Origin of the sequence: Halomonas sp. BN3-1 (assembly GCF_003056325.1) — a bacterium.
Classification (GTDB): Bacteria; Pseudomonadota; Gammaproteobacteria; order Pseudomonadales; family Halomonadaceae; genus Halomonas; species Halomonas litopenaei.
This window is the reverse complement of record NZ_PYVV01000020.1, coordinates 20,089-45,361: the sequence shown is the minus strand read 5'-3', so window position 1 is coordinate 45,361 and position 25,273 is coordinate 20,089. Positions and strand designations below refer to the sequence as shown.

Here is a 25,273-nt window from a genome sequence, read left to right as displayed (position 1 = left end):
GACACGAAAGCGCCGGCCCCTCAGGGGGCCGGCGCCTTCGTTCATGCGACTCATCTCGTCACGGCGACCGCTCAGGCGCGATTGCCGAGCGCCTCACGCTGGTGCTCGAACAGCTCGTTACCGGCCTTTTCGGCCAGATCCAGCATGGCGTTGAGCTGACCACGGGTGAAGGTGCCAGACTCCGCCGTGCCCTGGACCTCGATCAGCTCGCCGGATTCGCTCAGCACCACGTTCATGTCGGTATCGGCGCTGGAGTCTTCCGGGTAGTCGAGATCCACCACCGGCTGACCGCGATAGAGCCCCACCGATACTGAGCTTACCAGCTGCGAAAAGGGGTCGGTCTTGATCAGCTTCTCGCGCTGCAGGTAGCGGATGGCGTCGATCAGCGCCACACAGCCCCCGGTAATCGAAGCGGTACGCGTGCCACCATCGGCCTGGATCACGTCGCAGTCCACGGTGATAGTGAACTCGCCAAGCTTCTTCAGGTTCACCGCCGCACGCAGCGAACGCCCGATCAGACGCTGGATCTCCAGGGTGCGGCCGCCCTGCTTGCCGCGTGACGCCTCGCGCCCGCTGCGCGAGTGGGTCGCCCTCGGCAGCATGCCGTACTCGGCGGTGACCCAGCCCTGCTTCTTGCCCCGCAACCAGCGTGGCACGCCGGCCTCGACGCTGGCGTTGCACAGCACCTTGGTGTCACCGAACTCGACCAGCACCGAGCCTTCGGCGTGGCGGGTGTAGTCACGGGTGAGACGAATCTCGCGGGTCTGGTCAAAAGCGCGTCCGCTGGGACGACGGATGTCCGTGGACATGGCACCTCTCTTGGTCGACACGCCTCTTGCCGCGGCATCGCCTGGCGCAGCGAAGGGGACGACGTCGATCATGGAATGGAAAACGAAGGCCGCCCATTCTACACGCCTTGGCCGATGAATCGGGTACACTGCGCTCACCGGTGTCGAGCCCACCCTCGACGGCCCTGCGGCACCACCGTGCCCGACGCCAGGAATTCGCCAGGAAATCGCCAGGAGACCCGCCATGGTTCACAGCATGACCGCCTTTTCGCGCCAGGACCTCGAGGCCGAGTGGGGCAGCCTGCAGCTCGAGCTGCGCAGCGTGAACCAGCGCTACCTGGAGCCGCACTTCCGTCTGCCCGAGGCCCTGCGTGACCTGGAACCCGGCTTCCGCGACGCCCTGCGCAAGCGCCTGGCCCGGGGCAAGATCGAGTGCACCCTGCGCTTCGATGCCAGCGACAAGAGCGACAGCCTGAGCGTCAACCACGAGCGCCTCGCCGCCCTGTCATCGGCACTGGCCGAGGTACGCGCCACCCTGCCCGAGGTGCACATGCCCGACGCCCTGGCCATGCTCGGCCATCCTGGGGTGCTCGAAGGCGGTGGACTCGATATGGACGCGGTCAAGCAAGCAGCCAACCAGATGTTCAAGCAGGCCCTGAATGACCTGGTGGAAGGCCGCGCCCGGGAAGGCGAGCAGCTCAAGGCGCTGATCGAGGAACGCCTGACGGCCATCCATGAGCTGGTGGCCGAGGTACGCGAAAGGATGCCGCTGATTCTCGAACGCCAGCGCACCCAGCTCGAGGAGAAGCTCGCCAACCTCAATGTCGAGCTCGACCCCCACCGGCTCGAGGCCGAGGTGGTGCTGATGGCCCAGAAGGCCGACGTCGCCGAGGAGCTCGACCGCCTCGATACCCACGTCACCGAAGTCGGCCGCCAGCTTAAGCAGAAAGGCCCCATCGGCCGTCGCCTGGACTTCCTGATGCAGGAGCTGAACCGCGAGGCCAACACCCTGTCGTCCAAGTCCGTGGTCGCCGACACCACCCGCTGCGCGGTGGAATTGAAGGTGCTTATCGAGCAGATGCGCGAGCAGATTCAGAACATCGAGTAGAATCCACCAAAGGCCATCAAAAACCATTAAACCACTGTTTTTAAATGTAAAAAAGGTGCAAGAAGTCCACCAAGTTCCACCAACTTCCCCGGAAATCCAGATCATATAGGGGAGTAAAACGGGGAGAAAAAGTATTGCCTCTCCTCCCTCCGACACATACCCTTACAGATACTCCCCAGCTATGTCGATCCGAGTGCATGACCGGGAGCAAGTGGGGGGGTGCCCGCTGGCACTCTAAATGCCGTTGGAAAAAGGCCCACTAGGCGCCAGTGACGAGCTCATATGACATTAAGCCGACTATCTAGCCCAAGCCTAGCCCGAGTAGTTATCAAACGGTCGTTTGTTTTATTTTCCGCGGGGACGAGAGGAAATAATGGGAAGCCTTACCGCCAAGAAGAGCCAGTCGCTTGTCAAGGAGGGTAAAGCAGGGCGCTACAGCGACGGCAACGGCCTATACCTGATGATACCGAGGAAAGGAACTCCTTACTGGATGTTGCGATACACGCTGTTTGGCAAGCGGCGTGAGATGACGCTGGGCAAACATGCCCACCTCTCTCTCGCCGAGGCTCGGACGAAAGCGGTTGAAAACCAGAAGTCTATACGCGAAGGCCTTGACCCCATCGAGGAACGCAAACGCGATAGCCAAGCCTTGATCAGGACAGTGGAGGACCTGTTTGCTGACTGGTACCCAGAGCTAGAGAGAAGACTCAAGCACCCAGCTATCCCAAAGCGGATATACAAAAAAGAAGTGGCGCCCCTCATCGGGGGTAGATCGCTGGATGCTGTCACCCCAATTGATATCCGTGAAATAATTAGAAGAGTAACAAATAGCGGTAGGCCGACAATAGCTAATGACACACTGATGTATCTTAAACAGATGTTCAACCACGCCATAAAACTGGGAATTTTAACTTACAACCCAGCATCCGCTTTCAACGTCAACGACGCAGGCGGTATTGAGAAAAGCCGCGATAGGGTTTTGAGCCTCGATGAGATTCGCAACGTTTTCCAAGCCTTCAGAGACAATAGCGACAGCTTCAGCCGCGACAACTACCTCGCCTGCGCGCTACTGCTCGTCCTGGGGGTACGTAAGACCGAACTTACCGAAGCCCAGTGGTCAGAATTCGACCTTAAGAACGGCCGGTGGAACCTGAGCGGTGAGCGCAGTAAGACAGGCGCCGGGATCGTCATTCCCCTCCCACCGCAAACCATCGGCTGGCTGGAAGAGCTCAAGATCCGTGCCTGCGGCTCGGACTATGTCTTTCCTAATCGCCGCAGCAGTAAGCGGGCCCACATGGGCAAAGACACGCTGAATCGTGCCATTGCCAAGCTATTTGGCAAGGAGCCTGGCAAGAAGCCGCAACCAGAGAACCGGATGGGCGATATCACCGAGTTTACTGTGCATGATCTACGCCGCACCTGCCGCAGCTTGCTCGCTGCCGTTGGTGTACCGGGGCATGTCGCGGAGCGTTGCTTGAATCACAAGCTCAAGGGCGTCGAAGGCATCTACGACCGTTACGACTACTTCGACGAGCGAAAAGAAGCGATTATCAAGGTCGCAAATCTTCTTGGCCCTGCAATAAATCTTCCCTAACTCACAACGTAAATTTCTACACACCAACGAGCTATGGTGATTTCTGGTGTACGGGAGGAGGTCGGAAGGGTGGCGTATCCTGTTGATTGATCACGACCAAGATCTCAATCAACACGAGTGGATACGCCATGACCGATTCTGCCCTCCGAGCCCTATCGCAGCCAGAACCCGAGGTCACCGTCAAGGTGCCCAAGGTACGGGACCGGAGTGGCGGCAAGGCCTGCTTCAACAGCACCCTGTTGCCGCCCTACCTGAAGCGGGCCCGCAGCGTCGAGGAGCTGATTCCCTGGCTCTATCTCAAGGGCATCTCCACCGACGATTATCAGGAGGCTCTGTCGGCTCTGCTGGGTGACCAGGCGAAGGGCCTGTCGGCCAACACGGTCTCGCGATTGAAGGCCCAGTGGTTAGACGAACGCAAGGCCTGGTGTCAGCGGGATCTGGCGGACCGCCGTTACGTCTACTGGTGGGCCGATGGCGTCTACAGCAACGTGCGTCTGGATGACCGCCTGTGTTTGCTGGTGATCGTTGGCGTCACGGCACATGGCCGCAAGGAACTGGTTGCCGTCGAGGATGGCCATCGCGAGTCGGAAGCCAGCTGGAAAGAGCTGCTCACGGGCCTGCGAGAGCGTGGCCTGACGGAATCCCCCAAGCTGGCGATCGGCGACGGTGCGTTGGGCTTCTGGAAGGCACTGAGCAAGATCTATCCAGCCACGGCGCACCAGCGTTGCTGGGTTCACAAGACCGCCAATGTGCTGAACAAGCTGCCCAAGTCGGTGCAGCCCAAGGTCAAGGCCGACCTTCACGAGATCTGGATGGCTGAGACGCGCGAGGCAGCCCATCAGGCCTTCGACCGCACGCTGAAGCGCTTTGGCGCCCAGTACCCCCAGGCGATGGAATGCCTGGCCAAGGATCGGGATGAACTGCTGGCGTTCTACGACTTTCCGGCAGAGCACTGGGTGCACATCCGCACTACCAACCCGATCGAGTCGACCTTCGCCACGGTCCGTCTGAGGACGAAGCGCAGCCGGAACTGCGGCTCCCGGGATACGACCCTGGCGATGGTCTTCAAACTGCTCCAGACTGCCCAGAAACGCTGGAGGCGGATCAAGCACTTCCAGAAGTTGGAGCTGGTCGTCAGCAACGTCAAGTTCCAGGACGGGGAGCAGGTAGCCGATCAATCAGACAGGAATGCGGCCTGACCGCCATCCACCAGATTTGACGATAACTCCAAAACGAGCAGCAACAGGCTCATTGCTTAACACAGGTTCCGATGGGCTTTAGGGCCAAGGTGCATTGAGTACGCTCTGAGTTTCGGGGTCGTGAAAGAGCGACTTCACAGTGACCGGTGGCTCATCATCGTGTGATGCATTGGGAAACGAAAAAGAAGGTCCTGTATCGGGCATAGGTGAAGTCTCTGCGGCATCATCAAGCTCATCAGAAGCCACCTTCCTAGCTTGCTCACGCCAATGCTCACTCAGGCCAAACCTCTGCCGCCGGTGCCTGGTACTAGCTCCCTCGTGTCCCACTGTATGAGACTCGTGGTTATCCTGACTATGATCCGTCATTCCCTACCTCGTGCCTTTTCGCCATCGAATATCTCGCAAAGCCTATCACACGGACCTCCGGCACCCGCTCTTCCCGATCCCCCTCGTTAGCGGTGATACCTCAGGCTTCTCAAGCTAGGCGACTACACGGCCGAGACAGTAGAGGCGACATATCGTCTCGATCACCACCCTCTTTCCCACGAAATGGCGCTGAGCGGCCCAGAGCCGCTTTTATGCTGTGAGATACGGAAATCATTAGGTAGCGACATAAAACGCCGCACAGGGCGGCACGGCGCAATAACGTCGCCATCTCTATCCACAGCCCACTAACTTGGGAGGCCAAGCATGAAATTTTCACCCAACAGACGTATCAACTCCATCATGGAAGCCCTGCTGGCCCCCAACAGCTGTCAAGGTCTTCGCTGCATCGCATGTCGGAGTTCTTCAAGACTGTAAGTTTCAAAAGATGGCTGCATGGAATGTCAGAAGCTGGCAGCACCACAACGACGAGCCCCTGCATGACCTACCAGTCATGCAGGGCGGCGATCAGCGGGCACGACACCTTCCCTTGATGCACATGGCATTCATCGACCAGCCGGGATAAGGCGACCTCGATGCGGGTCAGATCAGCCAGCCGGGCGCGCACGTCGTCAAGCCGCTGTGACGCCAGTTCCGCCGCCTCGCTGCAATGAGCACCATCCTCCAGAGCCAGTAGCTGCCCGATCTCGTCCAGGCTGAATCCCAGCCGCTGCGCCGCTTTCACGAATTTCACGCGCGCCACGTCGGCGCTGCCATAGCGCCGGATGCCGCCAGGAGGGCGCTCCGGCGTCGGCAACAACCCCCTGTGCTGATAGAAGCGGATCGTTTCCACATTGACCCCGGCCGCTTGGGCAAAGGTGCCGATGGTCAGATTTTCCGGTGCCTCATTCATCGAGCTTGACTCCGTAGTTGACTACGGAAGTAACGTTAGCGTATCGACCAAGAATTCAGAAGGACAATCTCATGCCGGAATCCAAGAACGGTCGTGGTGCCCTGGCAGCCGGCGGCCTCGCTGCGATCCTCGCTTCGACCTGCTGTCTCGGGCCGCTTGTGCTGGTCGCACTGGGCTTCTCGGGCGTCTGGATCGGCAACCTGACGGCCCTGGAACCCTATCGCCCGTTCTTCGTGGGAGTGGCACTGGTGGCGTTGTTTTTCGCCTGGCGCCGAATCTACCGGCCTGCCACCGCTTGTAAGCCAGACGAAACCTGCGCGATGCCACAGGTTCGCACGACGTATAAAGCCATCTTCTGGATCGTCGCTGCCTTGGTGCTGATCGCGCTGCTGTTTCCTTACCTCCTGCCCCTGTTCTATTAAGAGGAGATCACCATGAAACGACTCGCTGCCTGTATTGTGCTTTCCGCGACGCTCGCTACGTCGGCCTGGGCCGCCCCGCAGACCGTGACGTTGTCGGTGCCGGGCATGACCTGTGCCGCTTGCCCTCTCACCGTCAAGGCCGCCCTCAACAAGGTAGACGGCGTCTCGCAAGTCGATGTGAGCTACCCGGATCGTGAGGCGGTGGTCACCTTCGACGATTCACGAACGTCCGTCGAAGCATTGACCGAAGCCACCACCAACGCCGGCTACCCCTCATCCCCGACACCCTCGGAAGCGGATCGGGAGTGACCATGAAGAACCCCAAGACCCTGCTGCGCGCAAGCGTGATTGGCACCGTCCTGATGGCGCTGTGCTGCTTTACACCCATCCTGGTGATCCTGCTTGGCACCGTTGGCCTGGCGGCACTGACCGGCTATCTGGACGTGGTGCTGCTTCCTGCCCTGGCCTTCTTCATCGGCCTGACCCTCTATGCGCTATGGCGCAAGAAGCAATACGACGCCTGGGGTGACAACGCCTCTACCGATTCAAGGAATTCCCCTCATGAGTGATGACAAGAACCCGCACATCGCGGTGATCGGCAGCGGTGGAGCCGCCATGGCGGCGGCTCTAAAGGCCGCCGAACGCGGCGCCCGCATCACCCTGATAGAACGCGGCACCCTCGGCGGCACCTGCGTCAACACCGGCTGTGTACCTTCCAAGATCATGATTCGCGCGGCCCATATCGCCCACTGGCGCACGGAAAGCCCCTTCGATGCCGGCCTGAGCAGCCAAGCGCCGGTGGTAGATCGGGCCAAGCTGCTCGAGCAGCAACAGCGGCGTGTCGAGGAACTGCGCGATGCCAAGTATGAAGGCATACTCCGCGACCACCCGGCCATCACGGTCCTGAAGGGGGAGGCGCGGTTCGTCGATGCCCATAGCCTGACGGTCACGCTGAATGAGGGCGGCGAGCAAACCGTCCGCTTCGATCGCGCCTTCATCGGCACCGGCGCCCGACCGGCAGAGCCGCCGGTGCCGGGCCTGGCCGATACCCCATACCTAACCTCCACCAGCGCACTGGCCCTGGACACCCTTCCCGAACAGCTGATCGTGATCGGGGCCTCGGTGGTGGCCTTGGAACTGGCCCAGGCCTTCGCCCGGCTGGGCAGCCGGGTCACGGTGCTGGCCCGCAGCCGTCTGCTCTCCCAGGAAGACCCGGCGGTGGGTGAGGCCGTAGAGGCAGCCTTCTACTGCGAGGGCATCGAGGTGCTCAATCAGTCCCAGGCCAGCCGCGTGGACTATACCAATGGCGAGTTCGTGCTGGACACCAACGCCGGGACCCTTCGTGCGGACCAACTGCTGGTGGCCACCGGACGGACACCCAATACCGAGGCCCTGAACCTGGCGAGCATCGGCGTGGAAACCGTGCGCGGGGCGATTCTGGTGGATGAGCACCTGCAAACCACGGTACCGAGCCTCTATGCCGCCGGTGACTGCACCGATCAGCCGGAGTTCGTCTATGTCGCCGCCGCCGGGGGCAGTCGGGCCGCCGTCAACATGACCGGGGGCGATGCCACCCTAGACCTCAGCGCCATGCCGGAGGTGATCTTCACCGATCCCCAGGTGGCCACCGTCGGCCTCACGGAAGCCCAGGCACTCGAGCAGGGCTTTGACGTGGAGACCCGCGTGCTCGATCTGGAGAACGTGCCGCGTGCGCTGGTCAATTTCGACACCGGTGGTTTCATCAAGATGGTGGCCGAACGCGACTCGGGGCGGTTGCTGGGGGTGCAGGCGGTGGCGGGGGACGCCGGCGAGCTGATCCAGACGGCAGTGATGGCACTCCGCGCGCGCATGACGGTACAGGCCATCGGCGATGAGCTGTTCCCCTACCTGACCATGGTGGAAGGCCTCAAGCTCTGCGCCCAGACCTTCACCAAGGACGTGACGCAGTTGTCCTGCTGTGCGGGGTAATGATTTCAATATTGCATGAAATCATTGTTTCATCTAACGTTGAATCATGGACCAATATGATGATGACCTCGTGGCAGCCAAGCTAGCCGCTCTTGCTCACCCCGTCCGCCTGGCGGCCATTCGTCAGCTAGCGGCGGCAGGGCCTGCCGGCCTGGCGGCAGGCAAGCTCGCCGAGCGGCTGGGTACGGCGCCGAATGCACTGACCTTCCACTTGCAGAAACTCGCGGTCGCAGGCCTGGTTGCGTCGCGCCGTGAGGGCCAGTTCGTCTATTACCGCGCGGAGTTCGACGCCTTGCTGGCAATGACGGACCACCTGGTCGGCGCTTGCTGTCGTGAGTCAGACGCCAGCTGTGGCCCCCGCTGCCCCACCTCCGGCAGCCGGTAAGGTGCCGCCGGTTTCTCAAAGATCACTCATCAACGTCATCAAGAGGAGCGCAAGATGATCCAAACCACTCGCGCCAAACCTTCTTGGCTCAGGTCTATCGGCATCGGCATCGCGGTGTCGGCGCTGACCGCCATCGTGATGGTGACATTGCTGAAAGCCGGCGTATCGCCCTTCCCGCAGCCACCTTCCCTGGCCTTCGCCGAGACTCTGCTAGGGCGGTCTCTGCCGTTGCCAGTCGGCCAGCTCTTCCATACGGCCTACGTGACTTTCTGGTCGGGGGTGTTCGTGCGCTATTTCCCGCGCAAGACCCTACCGACCGCGCTGGGCCTGGCCGCCGTGCTATGGGGGGTGATCCTGGTGGTGTTCTTCCCCGTGGTGGGCTGGGGGTTCGCCGGCCTGGCGATCGGTCCCCAGCTGATCCCGGCGTCCGCCCTGCCGCACCTGCTGTTCGGCCTGCTACTGTGGGGACTGGACCGCTACGTTGCCAAGCCGTCTCACGCCTGAGCCCGGAGATCTGCCATGCCAACGATCGATACCGCGACCCTGCGGGATTGGCAGCGGCGGTACCGGAACGTCGCCCTGGTGGATACCCTGCCGGCCGCTGCCTTCGCCAAGGGGCACCTGCCGGGGGCCATCAACATCGTCTCCGACGATATCCTGGACGAGGCGCCCCGACGGCTTCCCGACAAGCAGGCGACCATCGTCGTGTACTGCGCCAGCGAGGACTGCTAGCGGGCCGGCCGTGCCGCCGAGCGCCTGACCCGCCTCGGCTACACGGCGGTCTTCCACTATGTGGGCGGTAAACGGGCCTGGCAGGCCGACGGGTTGTTACTGGAACACTGAGAGGGACGCTTGCCCGTGCGCGACTGGATGGAACGGCAGCAATCCTGGATCTATCTACTCTTTATCCTGGCGGGCCTGGCCATCGGGCTTCGCCAGCCAGACGCGACTGCCCGGCTCGAAGCCTTCCTCTGGCCGCTGCTTGGTGGGTTGCTCTATGCCACCTTCACCCAGGTGCCGCTGACGCGGATCGGCCAGGGCTTTAAGGGTTGGCGCTTCCTGGCGGCGCTGCTGCTCGGTAATTTCGTGGTGATTCCCATGGTCCTAGGTGGGCTGATGGCCATGTTGCCTCTGAAGCCCGCCGTGCAGGCCGGCGTACTACTGGTGCTGCTGGTCCCCTGCACCGACTGGTTCATCAGCTTCACCCACCTAGGCAAGGGCGATGCGGGCCGAGCCATTGCCGCCACGCCGGTGCTGTTGCTCATGCAGTTGCTGGCTTTACCGGTCTATCTCTGGCTCTTTCTGGGCGCGGAGTGGTTCCAGGCAGCGATCAGCACCCACCTCCTCAGCGCCTTCGCGGGATTGATTCTCACCCCCTTGGCCCTGGCCTGGGTGACCGAGCGGCTGGCCGAGCGTCACCTCAATGCCAGACGGTGGGTTCATGGCCTGGGCCTACTGCCCGTACCCCTGCTGGCACTGGTGGTCTTTGTCATCGCGGCCTCCCAGGTGACGACCGTGGCCGGCCTCGGCGGGGTCTTGCTGCAAGTGCTGCCGATCTTCGTCGCCTACCTGGCCTTTGCCGCCATCCTGGGCAAGACCCTCGGCAAGCTCTTCCGGCTCTCCGCGCCATCAGCCAGGACTCTGACCTTCAGCTTCGGCACACGCAACTCCTTCGTGGTGCTACCCATCGCCCTGACGCTGCCCGATGCCTGGCAAGCCGCCGTGGTGGTCATCGTCTTCCAGTCGCTGGTCGAGCTGTTCGGCATGGTGGTGTACCTGAGATGGGTGCCAGGCAAGTTGATCCCGGAGCCCTCTCACACATAGCCCTTGCAGCTCCCCATCCAATTTCCAGGAGTAAAATGTGATCGAACGTGGTGTTCGGCTGCCTCAAGGCGCAACGACGAACCTTGCACCGTACTCCTAGCCAAGCCCCCCTCGGCAGCCCCCTGAACCGTACCGATCCTCTACGGAAGATAGGGGCGATGGACAGTGACTACTCAGGCACCGCTGGCAAGCCTTTCGAGGTCGGCAACCACGGCCTCCATAGGATCGCTGTCGCGGATCAGCAGGCGCGCCTCTCCCTGATCATTGAAGGCGAAAACAGCGCTGGAGTGCGACACATCATAGTTGCCTTCGCTGTCCTCTTCGCCATACCCGTAGGTCACCCGATAGCGGCGTGTCAGTTCATCGAGGGCCGCTTTATCCCCCGTGAGGCCGATGAACTGGGGGCCGAAGGCATCCGTGTACTCTCGCAACGTCTCGGCGTCATCGCGACGAGGGTCGACCGAGACGAAGAGCACCTGAATGTCGTCGCGCGCCGCCTCATCCATGCGTTGGGTGGCGGCGTCGAGGCGCGCGAGGGTGGTGGGACAGACATCGGGGCAGTGAGTGAAGCCGAAGAACAGCAGTGTGCTCTTGCCGAGGAACTGATCGGCGTTGACGTCTTTGCCGTTCTCGTCGACAAGCTCGAACGCCAGGGGAGGCATGAGCCCCGAGATATCCTTGGTCTGCCAAGGCGGCTCGCTGCAGCCCGCAAGCCATAGGGTCACGAATAGTGCCATGATCCATCGGTGCATCCTGCTCCCCCTACTGTGCTGTCGGCGCCACGGCGCGGAAGGTGACACGCTGTCGCTGCTCGCCGGCGAAATGAAGGTTCACCTCGATGTCGTCACTAACAACGAGGGGGCGAGTCCGTTTCATGAGCATGAGATGATAGCCCCCCGGTGCGAACTCGATCTGCTCCCCCGCTGCCAGTTCTAATTGGGCGACGGGTTGCATACTGGTGATGCCATCCTGATTGACAGTGCGATGCATGGTGACATTGCCGAAAGCGGGGCTATCCGCTCCTGTCAGGGTGACGCCCTTCTCACTGGTATTCGTGAGGGTGAAATAGCCTGCCGCGGGCAGGTCCCCGGGCAGAAGCCGAAGACGCGCCTCGCTGACCTGCAGTTCGGCAGCAGCCACCGTGCCGGGCGTCGCGATCAGCAGCAGGAAGGCCCAGCACCAGCGTTTCGCCAGGCGCGGCAGACTAGCGTGTGGCGTGAGAGACATCAGCGGCATCCTCCTTGCGGGCGTCACGGAACAGAAAGCTGAGAATGATCAGAACCCCAATGGCACTCATCATCGAGGCGGGAATCCAGGTCAGCAGGCCGCCGAGGAGTTGGTCAGTCAGAGGATCCAGCGGCCAGGCGCGACCGCAAACCTCGTAGACATCGAAGATCACGTCGCGACTGAAGGTGATATAGGCGCCCAGGAGAATTTGCGGGGGGATCACCGCCAACAGGATGGCGACACGCTTGCCATAGCCGAGACCGCCTTGTTGCGGCGAGCGGCGATCCAGGATCAGCCACCAGAACAGCAACCCATCCAGCGCCATGCTCCAGTTCATCACCTGATAGAGATCAGCGCTGAGCATGGCGTCGAAGTGGATCTCGGGAATCAGCCAGAAATAGATCAGCCCGACGAACAGTAGGGGGGCGATCAGTGGATGCTGCAGAGTCCGATAAACAGGACGCAGCAGGCGCGCGGCCAGGCTCCACCCGGGGAAGGGTCTGATTCGAGTCGGCAAGCCGTCTGCCAGTACCGGCAAGGGGGCGGCCAGGGCGATCAGGAGGGGGCCGGCGTGATGCAGCACCAGGTGCTGGGCCCGATGGGTAAAGAACATGTACTGGGCGAGGTAGTCGTAATGAGTCTGGGTGACGCCATAGATGGTGGCGACACCCAGCAGGTAGGCCAGGATTCGGCCCGCGCCGGTGGCCTCGCCGCGCCGTCTGCGCTGCCGCAGGCCTCGCAGGTAGAGCACGATGGCCAGCAGGCAGCTCGCCGACCAGGTCAGTGAGAACTCCCACGGCAGCAGGTAGCCCAGAGCGACGTCGAGCTCGATAGCCCTTCCCTCCCCAGAATCGGCACGCCAATGGTGAGCTTAGGAGCCCGCCGCACCATGCGGCAAGGTGGGCCTATAAACGCAGGCAAAGCCAGAGCCCGCACCTCGGTGCCTGGTAGGCGAGGAAGGCCGAGCCCCAACGCACCGCCAGTGGCCATGCAGAGGGCGATAGACCTTGGATAAGCCACGACCGAGTCAGCTCACGAGACTGACAAGACTCGCCATGTCGTCGTCATGGCCTACGCAGCGCGATTTCTGCGTAGATACCCTTGTAGCCAGTGTCGTGCTTTCTATCCGGTTCCGGCGCCGGCTTGGGGTTCAGGGACACCATGCGACCGCTGGGGTCATCCAATAGGCCGCGAAGCTGTCCATCATCGAAGCTCAAGCCCTCGACACCGCGTTGGTTGAGGCGTGTGACGGTGTCTTCCAACGCGGACATGCTGTGCCCTTCTTCTTCCAGCGGCGGGAATGCCTGAACCAGCGGCTGCTCTTCCTCCCAGCCGATCTTGATGGGTTGGTTGACGATTTGGACCTGGGTGTTCGGTGGCACGCGGTCGAAAATCGACTCGATGTCCTCAGGGAACATGCGAATACAGCCACGGCTGGCACGCATGCCGATACCATCCGGCTGGTTGGTGCCATGAATCAAGTAACCGTCGAAACCCAGGATAATGGCATGATCCCCCAGTGGATTATCCGGACCCGGAGGCACCACGCTGGGCGCCTTCTCACCGCGTGCCCTGGCTTCACGCTGGACCGACTCGGGTGGGTACCAGGCAGGGTTCTCGATATTCATGGTGGTTTCGGTGACACCGAGGGGGGTACCGAAGCCTTCACGACCGATGCCGATGGGATAGGTCTCAACGCGTGGCGTTTCACCATCGTCAACCTCCGGATAGTAGTAGAGGCGCAGCTCGGCGATGTTGATGACGATCCCGGTGCGCTCAGCATCGGGCAGGATGAAGCGCCCGGGTATGGTCACCTCGGTACCCTCGCCGGGAATCCAGAGACTCACATCCGGATTGGCGCGCACGATCTCCCTGTACCCCAGGTTGTGTCGCCTGGCGATATCGAGCAGGGTATCTCCTCGATCATCCACCGTTATGCGGTAGGTGTCGCCGATCACATTGCCTTCCTCAGGCAGCGGATAGTGGCCGCGGGGCCACTCGTTCTCCTCTTCGGCCTGAGCAACGCTAATGAGTGCCAGCCAACCGACCAGCACCCCCACCACTGAGCGTGCTCGGAGCTGCCACCATGGACCTTTCCTCGCTGTACTAGAGTGACGTTCCGATAAAGCCATTATTCTCTCCCTTTTCGACTGGACTATTATCATCCAGACCGACGTGTGTTGAGTTTCCATCCAAGCAGCACCAGTAAGGCGGCCAACACCCAGGTCGGCCAGCTACCGGTACGTGTGAACGGTGTGTTCCCCACCATGGGCAGCGCCTCGCCGCGGAGGCTCGTCGCCAAGAACTGTGGTGCGCGGGCCGTGACACGGCCCTGAGTATCGACGATGGCGGTCACCCCGTTGCTGGTGGCGCGGATCAGATAGCGGCCGTTCTCCAGGGCGCGCAGGCGGGCCATCTGCAGATGCTGCAGGGGGCCGATGGAGCGTCCGAACCAGGTGTCGTTGGAGACCGTCAGCAGCAGCTCGGCGTCGCGCGCCTGCTCGGCCACCCGGTCGGCATAGATGATCTCGTAGCAGATGGCGTTACCGATGGTGGTTCCGGCGGCGCGCAGCGGTTCCTGATCGTCGGTGCCAGGCGTCATGGTGGGCATGGGCAGGTCGAAGAAGGCGATGGTGCCGGCGAGCAGGCTCTCCAACGGCAGGTACTCGCCGAAGGGCACCAGGCGCGCCTTACGGTACTTTCCCTCGGCGTTACCCAGGCCGATCACGCCGTTGTAGTAGTCGCCGCCGTCGCGCTGCAGGATGCCGGTGAGCAAGGCGGTGTCGGGGGCGAGGTTGGACTGCACCCGCTCCAGTATTGGCCGGGCCTCCTCCTCGAGCATCGGCAGGGCCGCCTCGGGCCAGACAACCAGGTCGAAGTCGTTGGACTGTGCAAGGGTCAACGCCGTATAGATACTGGCCGCCTCGCGCTGCCCCTCGGGAGTCCACTTGATCGCCTGATCCAGGTTGCCCTGCAGCAGGGCGACCCGCAGCGGCTCGCCGGCCGGGAGGGTCCACTGGGTCGGCAAGGCCATCGGGGCTAGCCAGAGAACAGCGATGGGCGCCGCGGCCCACCAGCGTCGTCTCAGCAGTTCCACGCCCAGGGTGCCGGTCAGGGCGGTGATCAGCGACAGCAGATAGACCCCGCCCACCGGGGCCCAGGCCGCCAGCGGCGAGTCTACCTGGGACGTGCCCAGCAGCAGCCAGGGAAACCCGGTAAACAGCCAGGTGCGCAGCCACTCGCTGAGTACCCAGATGCCGGCGAAGCTGAGGAAGGCCAGGCGTGGGCCCGTGACGCGGCGATAGAGCCAGAAGGGGACGGCGAAGAACAGCGCCAGGCTGGCCACGAACAGGCCGGTGAGGAAGAGCGCCAGGGGCGCCCCCGTATAGCCGTAGTCGTGGATCGCGACGAAGACCCAGGAGGCACCGGAGCCGAACAGGCCCACCCCATAGCACCAGCCGCGGAGGCCGGCCTGAGCGGGTGTCAGGACATGGATGCCGGAATAGACCAGTGCCACCGCCACCGGGCCCAGCCACCACAGCGCAAAGGGCGCGGCGCTGAGAGTGGTCAGTCCCCCGGCGGTCAGGGCCAGGAAACAGCCGAGGGCCGGAGAGATCCGGCCGGCAAGCGTCATGTACCGGACTGGCAGGTTCTCTGCATCCATGCCGTTACTCAGACGCTCTGGGGGAGGGACGCTCACGTAAGGCCGCAATCGCAAAGGCGATGACACCCAGGAACAGGGCGATATCCGCCAGGTTGAAGGCGGGCCAGTGCCACTCATGCCAGTAGACGTCCAGGTAGTCTACGACATACCCTCGTACCAGGCGGTCGATGCCATTGCCCAGCGCGCCACCCAGCATCAAGCTGTACCCCAGCGCCTCCAGACGGGGCCTGGGCCTGCACAGCAGGATCGTCAGGACAATAGTCACCATCCCCGTCAGGCCCAAGAAGAGATAGCGCTGCCAGCCGCCTGCATCGGCGAGGAAGCTGAAGGCCGCTCCCGTGTTCCACCAGTGGCCCCAATTGAAGAACGGGGCTAGCGGGATGGTCTGGCCATACGGCATCAGCGCCTGCACCAGCCCCTTGATGGCCTGGTCGGCCAGGCCGACCATAACGGCCAATGCCAACCAGTACCAGCGGCGCGGCACTGTCGGTATCCGCTCTGTCCTCATGACGTGGCTTCCTGGTAGCGCGGGCTTGCCGAGCCAGTCGTGGCATTATTGCCTGGCGAGAAGCGATAGCCCAGCAGCCGCATGGCGTTCAGGGTCACCAGCACGGTGGCGCCGGTATCCGCCATCACCGCGATCCACATGCCGGTGATGCCCAGCGCCGTGGTCACCAGGAAGATGGCCTTCAGGCCCAGCGCCAGGGCGACGTTGGTCTTGACGTTGCGCAGCGTGGCCCGGGACAGGGCGATCAGCTCGGCGATGCCGCCGACGCGGTTCTTGAGCAGCGCCGCATCCGCGGTTTCCAGTGCCACATCCGTGCCGCCGCCCATGGCGATGCCCACCTCTGCCGCGGCCAGCGCCGGCGCATCGTTGATACCGTCGCCCACCTTGCCGACTGGGCCTCGGCCGGCGGCCTGCCAGTCACGAACGCGCTGGGCCTTTTCCTCGGGCATCAGCTCGCCATGTGCCTCGATGCCCAGGCTGTCACCGATGGCCGCGACGGTACGCGCATTGTCACCGCTGAGCATCACCGCCTGCACGCCCAGGCGCGACAGCGCCGTCAGCCCCTCCCGGGCATCGTCGCGAGGTTCATCGCGCACGGCGATCAGGCCCAGCGGGCGCTCGCCTTCGACCAGCACGGCGAGAGTCTTGCCGGCGTGTTCCAGCTCGGCGATCCGAGCGGTCAGATCGTGATCGAGGGCGGCCTGCTCTGCCAGGTGGCGGGGGGTGATCAGGCTCAACTCACGCCCCTCGACCCGACCGGAGACCCCTCGGCCCGACAGGGCGCGGCTCTCACTCGCCAGTGGAAGGGAAAGGCCCAACTGCTCAGCGTGGGCGAGGATGGCCGTGGCGATGGGGTGGCTGGAGTCACGTTCCATCCCAGCCGCCAGCCTCAGGATCTCTTGCGTGCCCTGGCCAGTGGCCCAGTCCTCCACGTCGGTGACCTTGGGGGTGCCGGCGGTGAGGGTGCCGGTCTTGTCCAGCGCCACCGTCCGCAGCTTACCCAGCTGTTCGAGCACCGCGCCGCCCTTGATCAGCAGGCCCCGCCGGGCGCCCGCCGAGAGGCCGGCAGCGATCGCCGCGGGGGTTGAGATCACCAGAGCACAGGGACAGGCGATCAACAGCAGGGCCAGGGCGCGATAGATCGATTCCGACCAGGCCATGGTCGAGACCAGCGGCGGCACCACCGCCATCAGCAGGGCGAGCCCCACCACCGCCGGCATGTAGTAGCGAGCGAAGCGGTCGATGAAACGTGCCACCGGCGCCTTGGCGGCCTGGGCCTCCTCCACCAGGCGGATGACCCGTGCGATGGTGTTGTCCTCGGCGCCGCGGGTTACCTCCACCTCCAGGGCGGCATCGAGGTTGACCGTGCCGGCAAAGACGTCGTCCCCCGGCGCCCGCGTGCGGGGCACCGACTCCCCGTTGATCGGTGACTCATCCAGGTCGGATTCGCCGGTCAGAATACGTCCATCGCAGGGCACGCGGTCGCCCGGTCGCACCAGGACTCGCTGCCCAGGCGTGAGCGAGGCGGCCGAGACCTCACGGGTATCCCCATCCTCCATCAGCCTCGCCGTGGACGGCGTCAGGTCCGCCAGGGCCGAGATGCTGCGTCGCGCCCTCGACGCGGCCACCCCCTCCAGCAACTCGCCTACGGCGAACAGGAAGACCACCACCGCCGCTTCGGCGGCGGCATTGATGGCCAGGGCCCCCAAGGCGGCGATGCTCATCAGCATCTCGATGGTGAAGGGGTTGCGCATCTTCAGCGCACCCCAGGCGCCTTGTGCAATGGGCACCAACCCCACCAGGGTGGCCGCGACGAAGGGCCAGTTGCCTAGGCTAGGCCAGACCAGGCGGAGAACGAAGGCCAGAGCCAGCAGCCCCCCCGTGACGAGCACCAAGCGTCCCTTGGCGGTCTGCCACCAAGAGGCCGGAGCGGCATCCGCCTCATCTCCCTCATCATCGGTGGCAAGCTGGTAGCCGAGCTCGTTAAGGATCCGCTCGATCGCCTCATGAGAAGGCGTCGTATCCTGTTGAGGGTGAATCCTCACCGATCCGGTGACCGAACTGGCCGACACCTCCCCGATGCCCTCCAGGCGGCCCAGAGCGGCCTCTACCTTGCGCTCGCAGCCGCCGCAGTCCATGCCTTCCACCTGCAGTGTCAGCGTCGACGGGATGGTGCCTTGCGTTGGTTCGGTCATGGCGCTGCCTCTCCGAATGTCTTAATCTTGTCCGGAAGCATAATCCCTGTAGCAACTACAGGTTCAAGTCATGCAAGAGGAGCATCAGGATGCCGGAGATTAGCCATGCCATCGGTATCGGGGAGTTGGCTCGCCGTACCGGCTGCCAGCCTGAAACGGTGCGTTACTATGAGCGCATCGAGCTGCTTGAAAACACCTTACGGACTGAAGGGGGTCAGCGTCGCTACGACGAGCGCGCCGTCAGACGGCTGACCTTCATTCGCCATGCCCGGGACTTCGGCTTCTCGGTGGATGCGGTACGTGAGCTACTGGCGATGTCCGACCAGCCCGACATGTCCTGTCAGGAGGTCGATGCCGTTGCCAAGCATCACCTGGAGGAAGTGGAGTCACGTCTGCAGCGGCTCTCGGCACTGCGTGACGAGCTCAGGCGGATGGTGAGCCAGTGTGATGGGGGGAAAGTCGAAAGCTGCCGGATCATCGAGGTGCTGAGTGATCACCAGCTGTGTATCAGTGAGACAGCCCACAAAGGCGCTCACGACTTTGGGTAACCTCCTGCGCGTCCCAGCGTGCCCTAGTTGAGACATTCAGGAGCAGCATGATCACCATGCTCCATTGAGACTCCCAGGGTCGCCTTGTTCTGGTGACCGCTGCGATGGTCTCGGGAGTGATCTCATGGCCAATGACATACACCATCACGCCGGCGGTGAGGCTGCCTAAAAACCCAGCGTGACTGTCGAGATACCTTCCATAACCCCTTCCCGGGTGAAGCGATTGCCGCTGAGGCGGTAGGGTCTCATGACGATAGGCAGATCGTGCCCACCGAGGCGGGTTGCATCGCAAGCCCGCCTGGTGGCTTATCGATTGTCCAATGCGGCCAGATCGGGAGCAGCGGACGTTCCAATGTTTTTTTGCAGACGTGTCCGAGCCTCGAAAAGTGCGCTGCGATACTCCTGGCGTGTGGGTGACTCACTCAGAAGGATGAGTTGCCCTTCCTCGAGAGGATCCACGGGGCGGTCATCCACTCTCACCTCGTAGTGCAGGTTGGGCCCCGTGGCGAGTCCGGAGGCCCCTACCTCACCCAGTTTTTCGCCGGCCTTGATGGAGTCCCCGACCGCCAGCCTGGCGACGAACCGGCTGAGGTGCGTATAGCGACTGATGGTGCCCGTCTCGTGCTCTATCTCGACGACACGACCATAACCTCCCCGGCGACCGATGAAGGAAATGCGCCCCCGTGCGGTGGCCATGACCGGGGTGCCGCGAGGCGCGGCAAGATCGATACCGTCATGACGTCGGACCTCTCCGGATACGGGATGGCGCCGGTTGCCGAAGGGAGATGTCAGGCGTGCGCCGAGAACCGGAATCTGCAAGGAGTCCAAGAGGCTACCATTTTTAAATAGCATCACGGTGGTTCTCTGGTCCGCCGGCCACAGCACCTCCAGCCGCTCCCCCTGGTCAACCAACCTCATATAGGTCAGACGGGGAGGCCCGACTCGAGTGCCATCCTCACGGCGATCTTCTTCCCACAGTAATTGCAGGCGCTCGCCCCCCGCGATATCACGGCGTGTGTCCATGAGTCCGCCCAGCAGCATGTCAAGCTCTGCTGCGAAACGCCTGGGTATCTCCTCAGCCTCCAAGGCGGCATAGAGTGACGTCTTGACATCTACTTCACGACCCAAGGTCAGGGTGTCGAGGCGAGGCTGGACAATGCGCGTCGACGGACGCTCACCCAGGGTGACGACGTACTGAATACCCGAGTCACGCTCGATGGCCACCGACACCGGCTGTCCCGTCGCCATAGAGGTGAAAGTGATACGATCTCCGGGCAGCAATCGTCTCGGGTCGAACCTGTTCGCCAGCGAGGTCGCCGCTTGGGTGCGCATCTCGGCATCCACGCCAAGCTGCTGCAGCAGTGCGTCCAGGGTATCCCCTGGTGCCACAGTGAGCTCTTGGGCGACGCGACCTTGTGCCCTGGCCGATACCGGCTTGGCCGGTGATAATCCGGCACGCTCTTGCCAACGGGCTTCAGCCAACACGGGGCTCAGGACCATCAGTCCCGCTAGCAACCAGCGTCGTGTCATGATGCATCCCCTTCGCCGGAGACCTCGGCTACCTCACGGTTAACGGCGTCGACCAGCTCCTGCATGCCGAAGGGGTCCAACAGCTCGCCATTGACGAAGAAGGTCGGCGTCTTGCTGATCTGGTTGGCCTCGACGTCAGCCTTGTCCTGGTCGAAGACCGCCTGTACCTCTGGTGAATTGAGCTGCTCTTCGGCTGTGGCTCTGTTCAGTCCGGCCTCGCTGGCGATCTCCATGATCGCTTCCTCATCGACACTGCCATGAGCCGCCCACTGGCTCTGCCGAGCCAGCAGCGCCTCCAGCACCGGTTGGAAGGCATCCTGGCGCCTGGCCACTTCGAGCACGCGAATGGCGGTTTCGGATACGTCTCCGTGGAAGGGGGTGTAGCGCACCACCAGCCGCACCTTCTCGGGGTAGGCTTCCAGGATGCGTTTGGTCAGCGGATAGAAGGCACGGCAGGCCTCACAGGCCGGGTCGAAGAACTCCACGACCGTCACCGGTGCCTCTTCCGATCCTAGGACCGGCGAGTGCGCGCGCACCAGCGAATTCTCGGCCTGTGCACCCTCTCGGCTCGCCGTCTCGGCGCCCATGCCCAACAACGAGGGCCTCGACACGATCACGATGATGGCCGTCAGCATCAACGCTCCGGCCAGGATAAACGTCGCCTTTTTGTACATTTTTCTCTCAACTTCAAAGAGTTAGGTTTAAAAAAGCTCAGGATACTGCTGAGTGGAGCTCAGCCGCTGTTGGGTGCCTAAGTCGGCGAATAGTGGCGTGTTATCCATGCCCATAAAGGTTGGCATCCTGATGTGCATAATCAATATGCTCGAATTCCAAGCTGGAGTGGCCAATGCCAAAGCGCGCTTTCAGCTGAGCTTTGATATCCGCCTTGATCGCCTCGAGCTGCTGCCAGCCGGCTTCCGTCGTCACCACGTGGCAGTCAAGCGCGGCGGTATTCTCCTGCATTTGCCATAGGTGAACATGATGCACATCCTCAACCCCTTCGACGCTGCGCAGGAGATCAATGACGGATTGACCATCGACATCGGGTGGCGAGCCCAGCATCAGTGTCCGGATAGGGGTACCTATCTCCGTAAAGGCAAGATAGAGAATATAGAGTGCAATACCGATCGTAATCGCGGGGTCTACCCAACGCATGTCATACAGCAGAATCAGTGAGCCCCCGATGATCACGGCGATGGACGCAAAGGCATCAGACAGGTTGTGCAGGAAGAGGGCGCGGATATTGACGCTATGTTTTTGCATCGACCAGGTGAGCAAGGCCGTTAGCGCATCGACAAGAAGAGCGACAATGCCAATGATAACGACTATCCAGCCCTGAATCTCTGGCGGGTCGATCATGCGCATGAAGCCTTCGTAAATTAGATAAATGCCAACGATAATGAGGGTGGTGTAGTTGATCAGCGCTGCGACAACCTCGATTCGGCCATAGCCAAACGTCATCTGTGAGTCGGGCGGTCGTCTCGCGATCTTGCGGGCAGCAAACGCAATGACAAGCGCAGCCATGTCGGAAAAATTGTGCAGCGCATCCGCGATCAGCGAGAGGCTTCCCGCCAGAATGCCCCCAACGATCTGGGCAAGGGTCAATATCCCGTTGGCCCAGATGGCGATACTCACCCGACGGTCACCAGAGGTGGGGGCAAGATGGGGATGATCGTGATGATGTCCCATGCGTCATCCTTGTGGTGTCACCTGATGACCCAGCAGTATAAAACCTATAGCAACTCAAGCTTCAAGCCCGAACTCTGTTGAAGGCCGAGCCGGGGTTAGGAGTACGGAACTTTGCATAGTGGGCACTGTACCAAGTTGGCTACCATGTTCCATGCCCCCGGAAGGAGCCCATTGTGATACCCAAGCCTTACTCGCACGCCTGGCTGATGAGCTTAGCTTTACTGCTGATGGTGGCAACGCCAGCCCTCGCCGAGCCACAGCTGCCGGACTTCACGGAACTGGTCGACGAGGCCGCGCCGGCCGTGGTCAACATCTCCACCTCCCGCAAGGTCGAGAGGTCCATGACGTCCTCACGGCAATTTGGGGGGCAGGAGGTGCCGGAGATCTTCCGTGACTTCTTCGACGACCGCTTCCCGATGCCACCTGGCGGTGCGCCCAATCGCAATGAAGAGCCGCGTCGGTCACTGGGGTCGGGCTTCATCTTCGATCAAGACGGCTACATCATGACCAACGCGCACGTGGTCAAGGAGGCCGACAAGATTCTGGTGCGCCTCAACGACCGTCGCGAACTCTCGGCCGAGCTGGTGGGGGCCGACGAGAAGACCGATGTGGCGGTCCTCAAGGTCGAGGCGGATAACCTACCCACCCTGCAACTGGGCAACTCCGACAACCTCCAGGTCGGCCAGTGGGTCGCCGCCATAGGCTCACCCTTCGGCTTCGACCACTCGGTGACGTCCGGGATCATCAGTGCCATCAACCGCACCCTGCCCCAAGACGTCTACGTTCCCTTCATCCAGACCGATGTGGCGATCAACCCGGGCAACTCGGGCGGACCACTGTTTAACCTCGACGGTGAGGTCGTGGGCATTAATTCCCAGATCCTGACCCGTAGTGGAGGCTACATGGGCCTCTCCTTCGCCATTCCCATTGATGTGGCACTGGATGTGGCCAACCAGCTCCGTGAAGAGGGGTACGTGAGCCGCGGCTGGCTGGGCGTCAGCATCCAGCCGGTATCCAAGGACCTGGCGGAGTCCTTCGGCATGGAGCAGGCCGAGGGTGCCTTGATTGCCCAGGTCGAGCCCGGCAGCCCTGGGACAGAAGGCGGCCTCAAGGCCGGTGATGTCATCCTTGAGGTGAACGGCCAGGAAGTGGACCACTCCACCACGCTGCCGCGCCTGATCGGTGAGACGGCCCCCGGCGAAGACGTTGATCTCTCCGTGTTGCGCGATGGTCAGCAGGAGACCATCACGGTGGAAGTTGGCGAGTGGCCGGATGCCGGCCCCGGTCAATCCGATGGCGACCCGGTTCGACTGGGCATCGCGGTTCAGCCGTTGAACGACATGGAGAAGCGTCGGCTTGGCATCGATCACGGGGTGCGCATCGTCAAGGTGGCCCCCGCCGGACATGCCGCTGCCGTCGGCATTCGCCCCGGCGATGTGCTGGTCAGACTGGGCCAGCAGCCGGTAGAGAGTCCGGAACAGCTGAAGGAGATGCTGACCCGCCTGCCAGATGATCAAGCGGTGCCTGTTCTGCTCAACCGCGAAGGCCGCACCTACTTCGTGGCCCTGCGAGTGGGCAATGGTGACTAACCGCGACTGAGTAGCGTTCAATACATCAGCACAGCGGCGCCCTGGCGAACAGGATCGCTGGGGCGTTTCTTCAGACTCTCGTACATTCTAGGCTCTGTCCGAAAAGTCGGCGAGCGAAGGTTAGACAAGGCAAAAATCGGTGAGACAGCGCAGCTTACGGGGTGTAAATGAGCATGTTGATCCGATTTTTAACGCCGTATTACCGAGCGTAGGCACTTTTCAGACAAGCCCTAATGCACGGCTGGGGGGGTATCCGGATTTAATGGTTGATGCGTCAACCTACTGTTGGTGCATGCTTCCCTCGCTAATTCCAGCAAGAACCCCACACGCCTCAACTTCCCGGCCATCGTTGCAACTCGCTCTCAGTGAAACGAGTTGTTTCTCAAGCGCCTGTAGAGCGGTTATCTGCGAGCGCACGTGAGAGATGTGATCATCGAGCAAAGCGTTCACGGCGGCACAAGGTTGGTGAGGGTCGTCCTGATACCTCTGTAGCTCGTGAATCTCTGCTAGCGACAGGTCCAGGATTCTGCAGCGACAAATGAAAGCCAGCCGCTCACCATGTTCCTCGGTATAGACACGGTAACCGTTCTCCTGCCGTTCAGGCGACGGTAACAGGCCCTGTCGTTCATAGAAGCGGATCGTCTGTGTATCGACCCCTACCAACTCTGCCAACTGACCAATACGCACCAAGCTCCTCCTCAACGGATTCTCTCCGCTCTGTTGACCTTATAGTGACTATATGGTTTTAAATGATAGCCCGATAATATTCAAGTGGAGTCGTATCATGAGCAAAACCTGTGGAGCCCCCTGTGACGGCGATGCGACGCCCATAGCGGATACCGATATGCGTCGCTCCTCCGAAGCATCGGGGAAATGGGTCAGCGTTTATGCCGTGCCGAAGATGGACTGTCCATCGGAAGAGCGAATGATTCGCCTTGCCCTGAACGGCTTTGAGGAGATTCGGGTGCTGTCCTTCGACTTGTCGAACCGCCGATTAGAGGTCGTGCATGACGGCGAGGTCGAGCCCATCACCGCAAAACTGACAACCTTGGGGCTAGGAGCCTCGCTTCAGGAAACGGCCGCTGCCGATCCTGAGTCGATCAAGGCGGTCGGTGACACGTCGGCCTCTGCCGCGCAGGAGTCCGGCACCCTGCGTTGGTTGCTCGGTATCAATGCGGTCCTGTTCGTGGTGGAAATGACGGCCGGCCTGATCGCGCACTCCACCGGCCTGATTGGAGAATCCCTAGACAATTTTGCCGATGCGGCCGTGTACGGGCTCGCCCTGTATGCGGTTGGGCATAGCGTAAAAATGCAGGTGCGTGCCGCGCATCTTGCAGGTGTGCTCCAACTGATTCTGGCGGTTGGCGTACTCGCAGAGGTGGTCAGGCGCTTTGTATTCGGTAGCGAGCCTGAATCGCTGATGATGATGGCTATCGCATTCGTCGCATTGATTGCCAATACCAGTTGTCTGCTGCTGATATCCAAACATCGAGAGGGCGGGGCGCACATGAAGGCAAGCTGGATATTCTCGGCCAATGACGTGGTGATCAACCTGGGGGTCATCACCGCCGGCGCCTTGGTCGCGTGGACCGGAACCAATTATCCGGATCTGATTATCGGCACCATCGCGGGGGTCATTGTGCTCAACGGTGCCAGGCGCATTCTGGCGCTCAAGGGTTAAATAATGTCTATTAATAGCTATTCAGTGGCCTGCTGAGCCAGTTCACCTAGCAAAGTCACCTCAAGCACGACGCCAGTG

26 protein-coding genes and 1 pseudogene are annotated in these 25,273 nt (G+C 62.0%); 14 read left to right on the top strand and 13 right to left on the bottom strand.

Features of this window, described 5'->3' with window-relative positions; genetic code table 11:
• Positions 1-71: 71 nt before the first annotated feature.
• Positions 72-809: a ribonuclease PH gene (rph, locus tag C9F12_RS20975; RefSeq protein WP_045992108.1), complete on the bottom strand. Its 738-nt coding sequence runs from the start codon at positions 807-809 to the stop codon at positions 72-74.
• 223 nt (positions 810-1,032) lie between these two features.
• Here rph and C9F12_RS20970 point away from each other — a divergent pair, with 223 nt between their 5' ends.
• The 3 genes from C9F12_RS20970 to C9F12_RS20960 all read left to right on the top strand — a co-directional run bounded on the left by C9F12_RS20970 (position 1,033) and on the right by C9F12_RS20960 (position 4,689).
• The gene (locus C9F12_RS20970; RefSeq protein WP_108450088.1) at positions 1,033-1,896 is read left to right on the top strand and encodes a YicC/YloC family endoribonuclease; all 864 of its coding nucleotides are present in this window, start codon (positions 1,033-1,035) and stop codon (positions 1,894-1,896) included.
• A 373-nt stretch (positions 1,897-2,269) separates the two neighbouring features.
• Entirely contained in the window at positions 2,270-3,490 is a 1,221-nt protein-coding gene (locus C9F12_RS20965; RefSeq protein ID WP_035414229.1) for a site-specific integrase, read from the top strand.
• 128 nt (positions 3,491-3,618) lie between these two features.
• Complete coding sequence (locus tag C9F12_RS20960) at positions 3,619-4,689, top strand: IS256 family transposase (RefSeq protein ID WP_108450087.1); 1,071 nt, start codon at positions 3,619-3,621, stop codon at positions 4,687-4,689.
• A gap of 868 nt (positions 4,690-5,557) precedes the next feature.
• Here the strand turns inward: C9F12_RS20960 and merR are convergent.
• Positions 5,558-5,965, bottom strand: coding sequence for an Hg(II)-responsive transcriptional regulator (merR, locus tag C9F12_RS20955; protein WP_045993860.1), 408 nt, complete (start codon positions 5,963-5,965; stop codon positions 5,558-5,560).
• A 71-nt stretch (positions 5,966-6,036) separates the two neighbouring features.
• Between merR and merT the strand changes: the two genes are divergently transcribed.
• The 8 genes and pseudogenes from merT to C9F12_RS20915 all read left to right on the top strand — a co-directional run bounded on the left by merT (position 6,037) and on the right by C9F12_RS20915 (position 10,564).
• Positions 6,037-6,387: a mercuric ion transporter MerT gene (gene merT / locus C9F12_RS20950; RefSeq protein WP_045993861.1), complete on the top strand. Its 351-nt coding sequence runs from the start codon at positions 6,037-6,039 to the stop codon at positions 6,385-6,387.
• Between the two features lie 12 nt (positions 6,388-6,399).
• On the top strand, positions 6,400-6,696 hold the full coding sequence (gene merP / locus C9F12_RS20945; protein ID WP_108450086.1) for a mercury resistance system periplasmic binding protein MerP: 297 nt from the start codon (positions 6,400-6,402) through the stop codon (positions 6,694-6,696).
• Positions 6,697-6,698: 2 nt separating this feature from the next.
• Entirely contained in the window at positions 6,699-6,956 is a 258-nt protein-coding gene (merF, locus tag C9F12_RS20940) for a mercury resistance system transport protein MerF (RefSeq protein WP_045993863.1), read from the top strand.
• Between the two features lie 10 nt (positions 6,957-6,966).
• Positions 6,967-8,355 (top strand): annotated as a pseudogene (gene merA / locus C9F12_RS20935) (mercury(II) reductase); the annotation flags it as partial.
• Between the two features lie 70 nt (positions 8,356-8,425).
• Positions 8,426-8,740 carry a metalloregulator ArsR/SmtB family transcription factor gene (locus C9F12_RS20930; protein WP_201771152.1) on the top strand — a complete coding sequence of 105 codons (315 nt, stop codon included), beginning with the start codon at positions 8,426-8,428 and terminating at the stop codon, positions 8,738-8,740.
• Between the two features lie 54 nt (positions 8,741-8,794).
• Entirely contained in the window at positions 8,795-9,244 is a 450-nt protein-coding gene (locus C9F12_RS20925; RefSeq protein WP_108450084.1) for a hypothetical protein, read from the top strand.
• Positions 9,245-9,259: 15 nt separating this feature from the next.
• Positions 9,260-9,472, top strand: coding sequence for a rhodanese-like domain-containing protein (locus tag C9F12_RS20920; RefSeq protein ID WP_052704443.1), 213 nt, complete (start codon positions 9,260-9,262; stop codon positions 9,470-9,472).
• A gap of 126 nt (positions 9,473-9,598) precedes the next feature.
• Positions 9,599-10,564, top strand: coding sequence for an arsenic resistance protein (locus C9F12_RS20915; protein WP_108450083.1), 966 nt, complete (start codon positions 9,599-9,601; stop codon positions 10,562-10,564).
• 173 nt (positions 10,565-10,737) lie between these two features.
• Here C9F12_RS20915 and C9F12_RS20910 read toward each other — a convergent pair whose 3' ends face one another.
• The 7 genes from C9F12_RS20910 to C9F12_RS20880 form a co-directional block, all read right to left on the bottom strand.
• Positions 10,738-11,301, bottom strand: coding sequence for an SCO family protein (locus tag C9F12_RS20910; RefSeq protein ID WP_240184316.1), 564 nt, complete (start codon positions 11,299-11,301; stop codon positions 10,738-10,740).
• Between the two features lie 25 nt (positions 11,302-11,326).
• Positions 11,327-11,791 carry a copper chaperone PCu(A)C gene (locus tag C9F12_RS20905; protein WP_035470183.1) on the bottom strand — a complete coding sequence of 155 codons (465 nt, stop codon included), beginning with the start codon at positions 11,789-11,791 and terminating at the stop codon, positions 11,327-11,329.
• Positions 11,769-12,542 (bottom strand): cytochrome c oxidase assembly protein, encoded by a 774-nt coding sequence (locus C9F12_RS20900; RefSeq protein WP_071211138.1) that lies wholly within the window; start codon positions 12,540-12,542, stop codon positions 11,769-11,771. Before C9F12_RS20900 ends, C9F12_RS20905 begins: the two co-directional genes overlap by 23 nt.
• Positions 12,543-12,855: 313 nt before the next feature.
• Positions 12,856-13,923 carry a L,D-transpeptidase family protein gene (locus tag C9F12_RS20895; protein WP_045993870.1) on the bottom strand — a complete coding sequence of 356 codons (1,068 nt, stop codon included), beginning with the start codon at positions 13,921-13,923 and terminating at the stop codon, positions 12,856-12,858.
• A 29-nt stretch (positions 13,924-13,952) separates the two neighbouring features.
• Positions 13,953-15,425, bottom strand: coding sequence for an apolipoprotein N-acyltransferase (gene lnt / locus C9F12_RS20890; RefSeq protein ID WP_108450082.1), 1,473 nt, complete (start codon positions 15,423-15,425; stop codon positions 13,953-13,955).
• 34 nt (positions 15,426-15,459) lie between these two features.
• The gene (gene lspA / locus C9F12_RS20885; RefSeq protein WP_035470171.1) at positions 15,460-15,963 is read right to left on the bottom strand and encodes a signal peptidase II; all 504 of its coding nucleotides are present in this window, start codon (positions 15,961-15,963) and stop codon (positions 15,460-15,462) included.
• Positions 15,960-18,158 carry a heavy metal translocating P-type ATPase gene (locus C9F12_RS20880; RefSeq protein ID WP_035470168.1) on the bottom strand — a complete coding sequence of 733 codons (2,199 nt, stop codon included), beginning with the start codon at positions 18,156-18,158 and terminating at the stop codon, positions 15,960-15,962. The genes lspA and C9F12_RS20880 overlap by 4 nt, the downstream gene beginning before the upstream one ends.
• Before the next feature lie 89 nt (positions 18,159-18,247).
• Between C9F12_RS20880 and C9F12_RS20875 the strand changes: the two genes are divergently transcribed.
• On the top strand, positions 18,248-18,706 hold the full coding sequence (locus tag C9F12_RS20875) for a helix-turn-helix domain-containing protein (protein WP_035470166.1): 459 nt from the start codon (positions 18,248-18,250) through the stop codon (positions 18,704-18,706).
• A 306-nt stretch (positions 18,707-19,012) separates the two neighbouring features.
• Here C9F12_RS20875 and C9F12_RS20870 read toward each other — a convergent pair whose 3' ends face one another.
• The 3 genes from C9F12_RS20870 to C9F12_RS20860 form a co-directional block, all read right to left on the bottom strand.
• Complete coding sequence (locus tag C9F12_RS20870; protein ID WP_197037084.1) at positions 19,013-20,236, bottom strand: M23 family metallopeptidase; 1,224 nt, start codon at positions 20,234-20,236, stop codon at positions 19,013-19,015.
• Entirely contained in the window at positions 20,233-20,871 is a 639-nt protein-coding gene (locus tag C9F12_RS20865; protein WP_231498567.1) for a thioredoxin domain-containing protein, read from the bottom strand. The genes C9F12_RS20870 and C9F12_RS20865 overlap by 4 nt, the downstream gene beginning before the upstream one ends.
• A gap of 139 nt (positions 20,872-21,010) precedes the next feature.
• Positions 21,011-21,925 (bottom strand): cation diffusion facilitator family transporter, encoded by a 915-nt coding sequence (locus tag C9F12_RS20860; protein ID WP_045993874.1) that lies wholly within the window; start codon positions 21,923-21,925, stop codon positions 21,011-21,013.
• 206 nt (positions 21,926-22,131) lie between these two features.
• Between C9F12_RS20860 and C9F12_RS20855 the strand changes: the two genes are divergently transcribed.
• Positions 22,132-23,514, top strand: a complete 1,383-nt coding sequence (locus C9F12_RS20855) for a DegQ family serine endoprotease (RefSeq protein WP_045993875.1) — start codon at positions 22,132-22,134, stop codon at positions 23,512-23,514.
• A gap of 279 nt (positions 23,515-23,793) precedes the next feature.
• Here the strand turns inward: C9F12_RS20855 and cadR are convergent, their stop codons facing one another.
• The gene (cadR, locus tag C9F12_RS20850; protein ID WP_045991695.1) at positions 23,794-24,201 is read right to left on the bottom strand and encodes a Cd(II)/Pb(II)-responsive transcriptional regulator; all 408 of its coding nucleotides are present in this window, start codon (positions 24,199-24,201) and stop codon (positions 23,794-23,796) included.
• A 97-nt stretch (positions 24,202-24,298) separates the two neighbouring features.
• Here cadR and C9F12_RS20845 point away from each other — a divergent pair, with 97 nt between their 5' ends.
• Positions 24,299-25,195 carry a cation transporter gene (locus tag C9F12_RS20845; protein WP_045991694.1) on the top strand — a complete coding sequence of 299 codons (897 nt, stop codon included), beginning with the start codon at positions 24,299-24,301 and terminating at the stop codon, positions 25,193-25,195.
• Positions 25,196-25,273 lie beyond the last annotated feature (78 nt).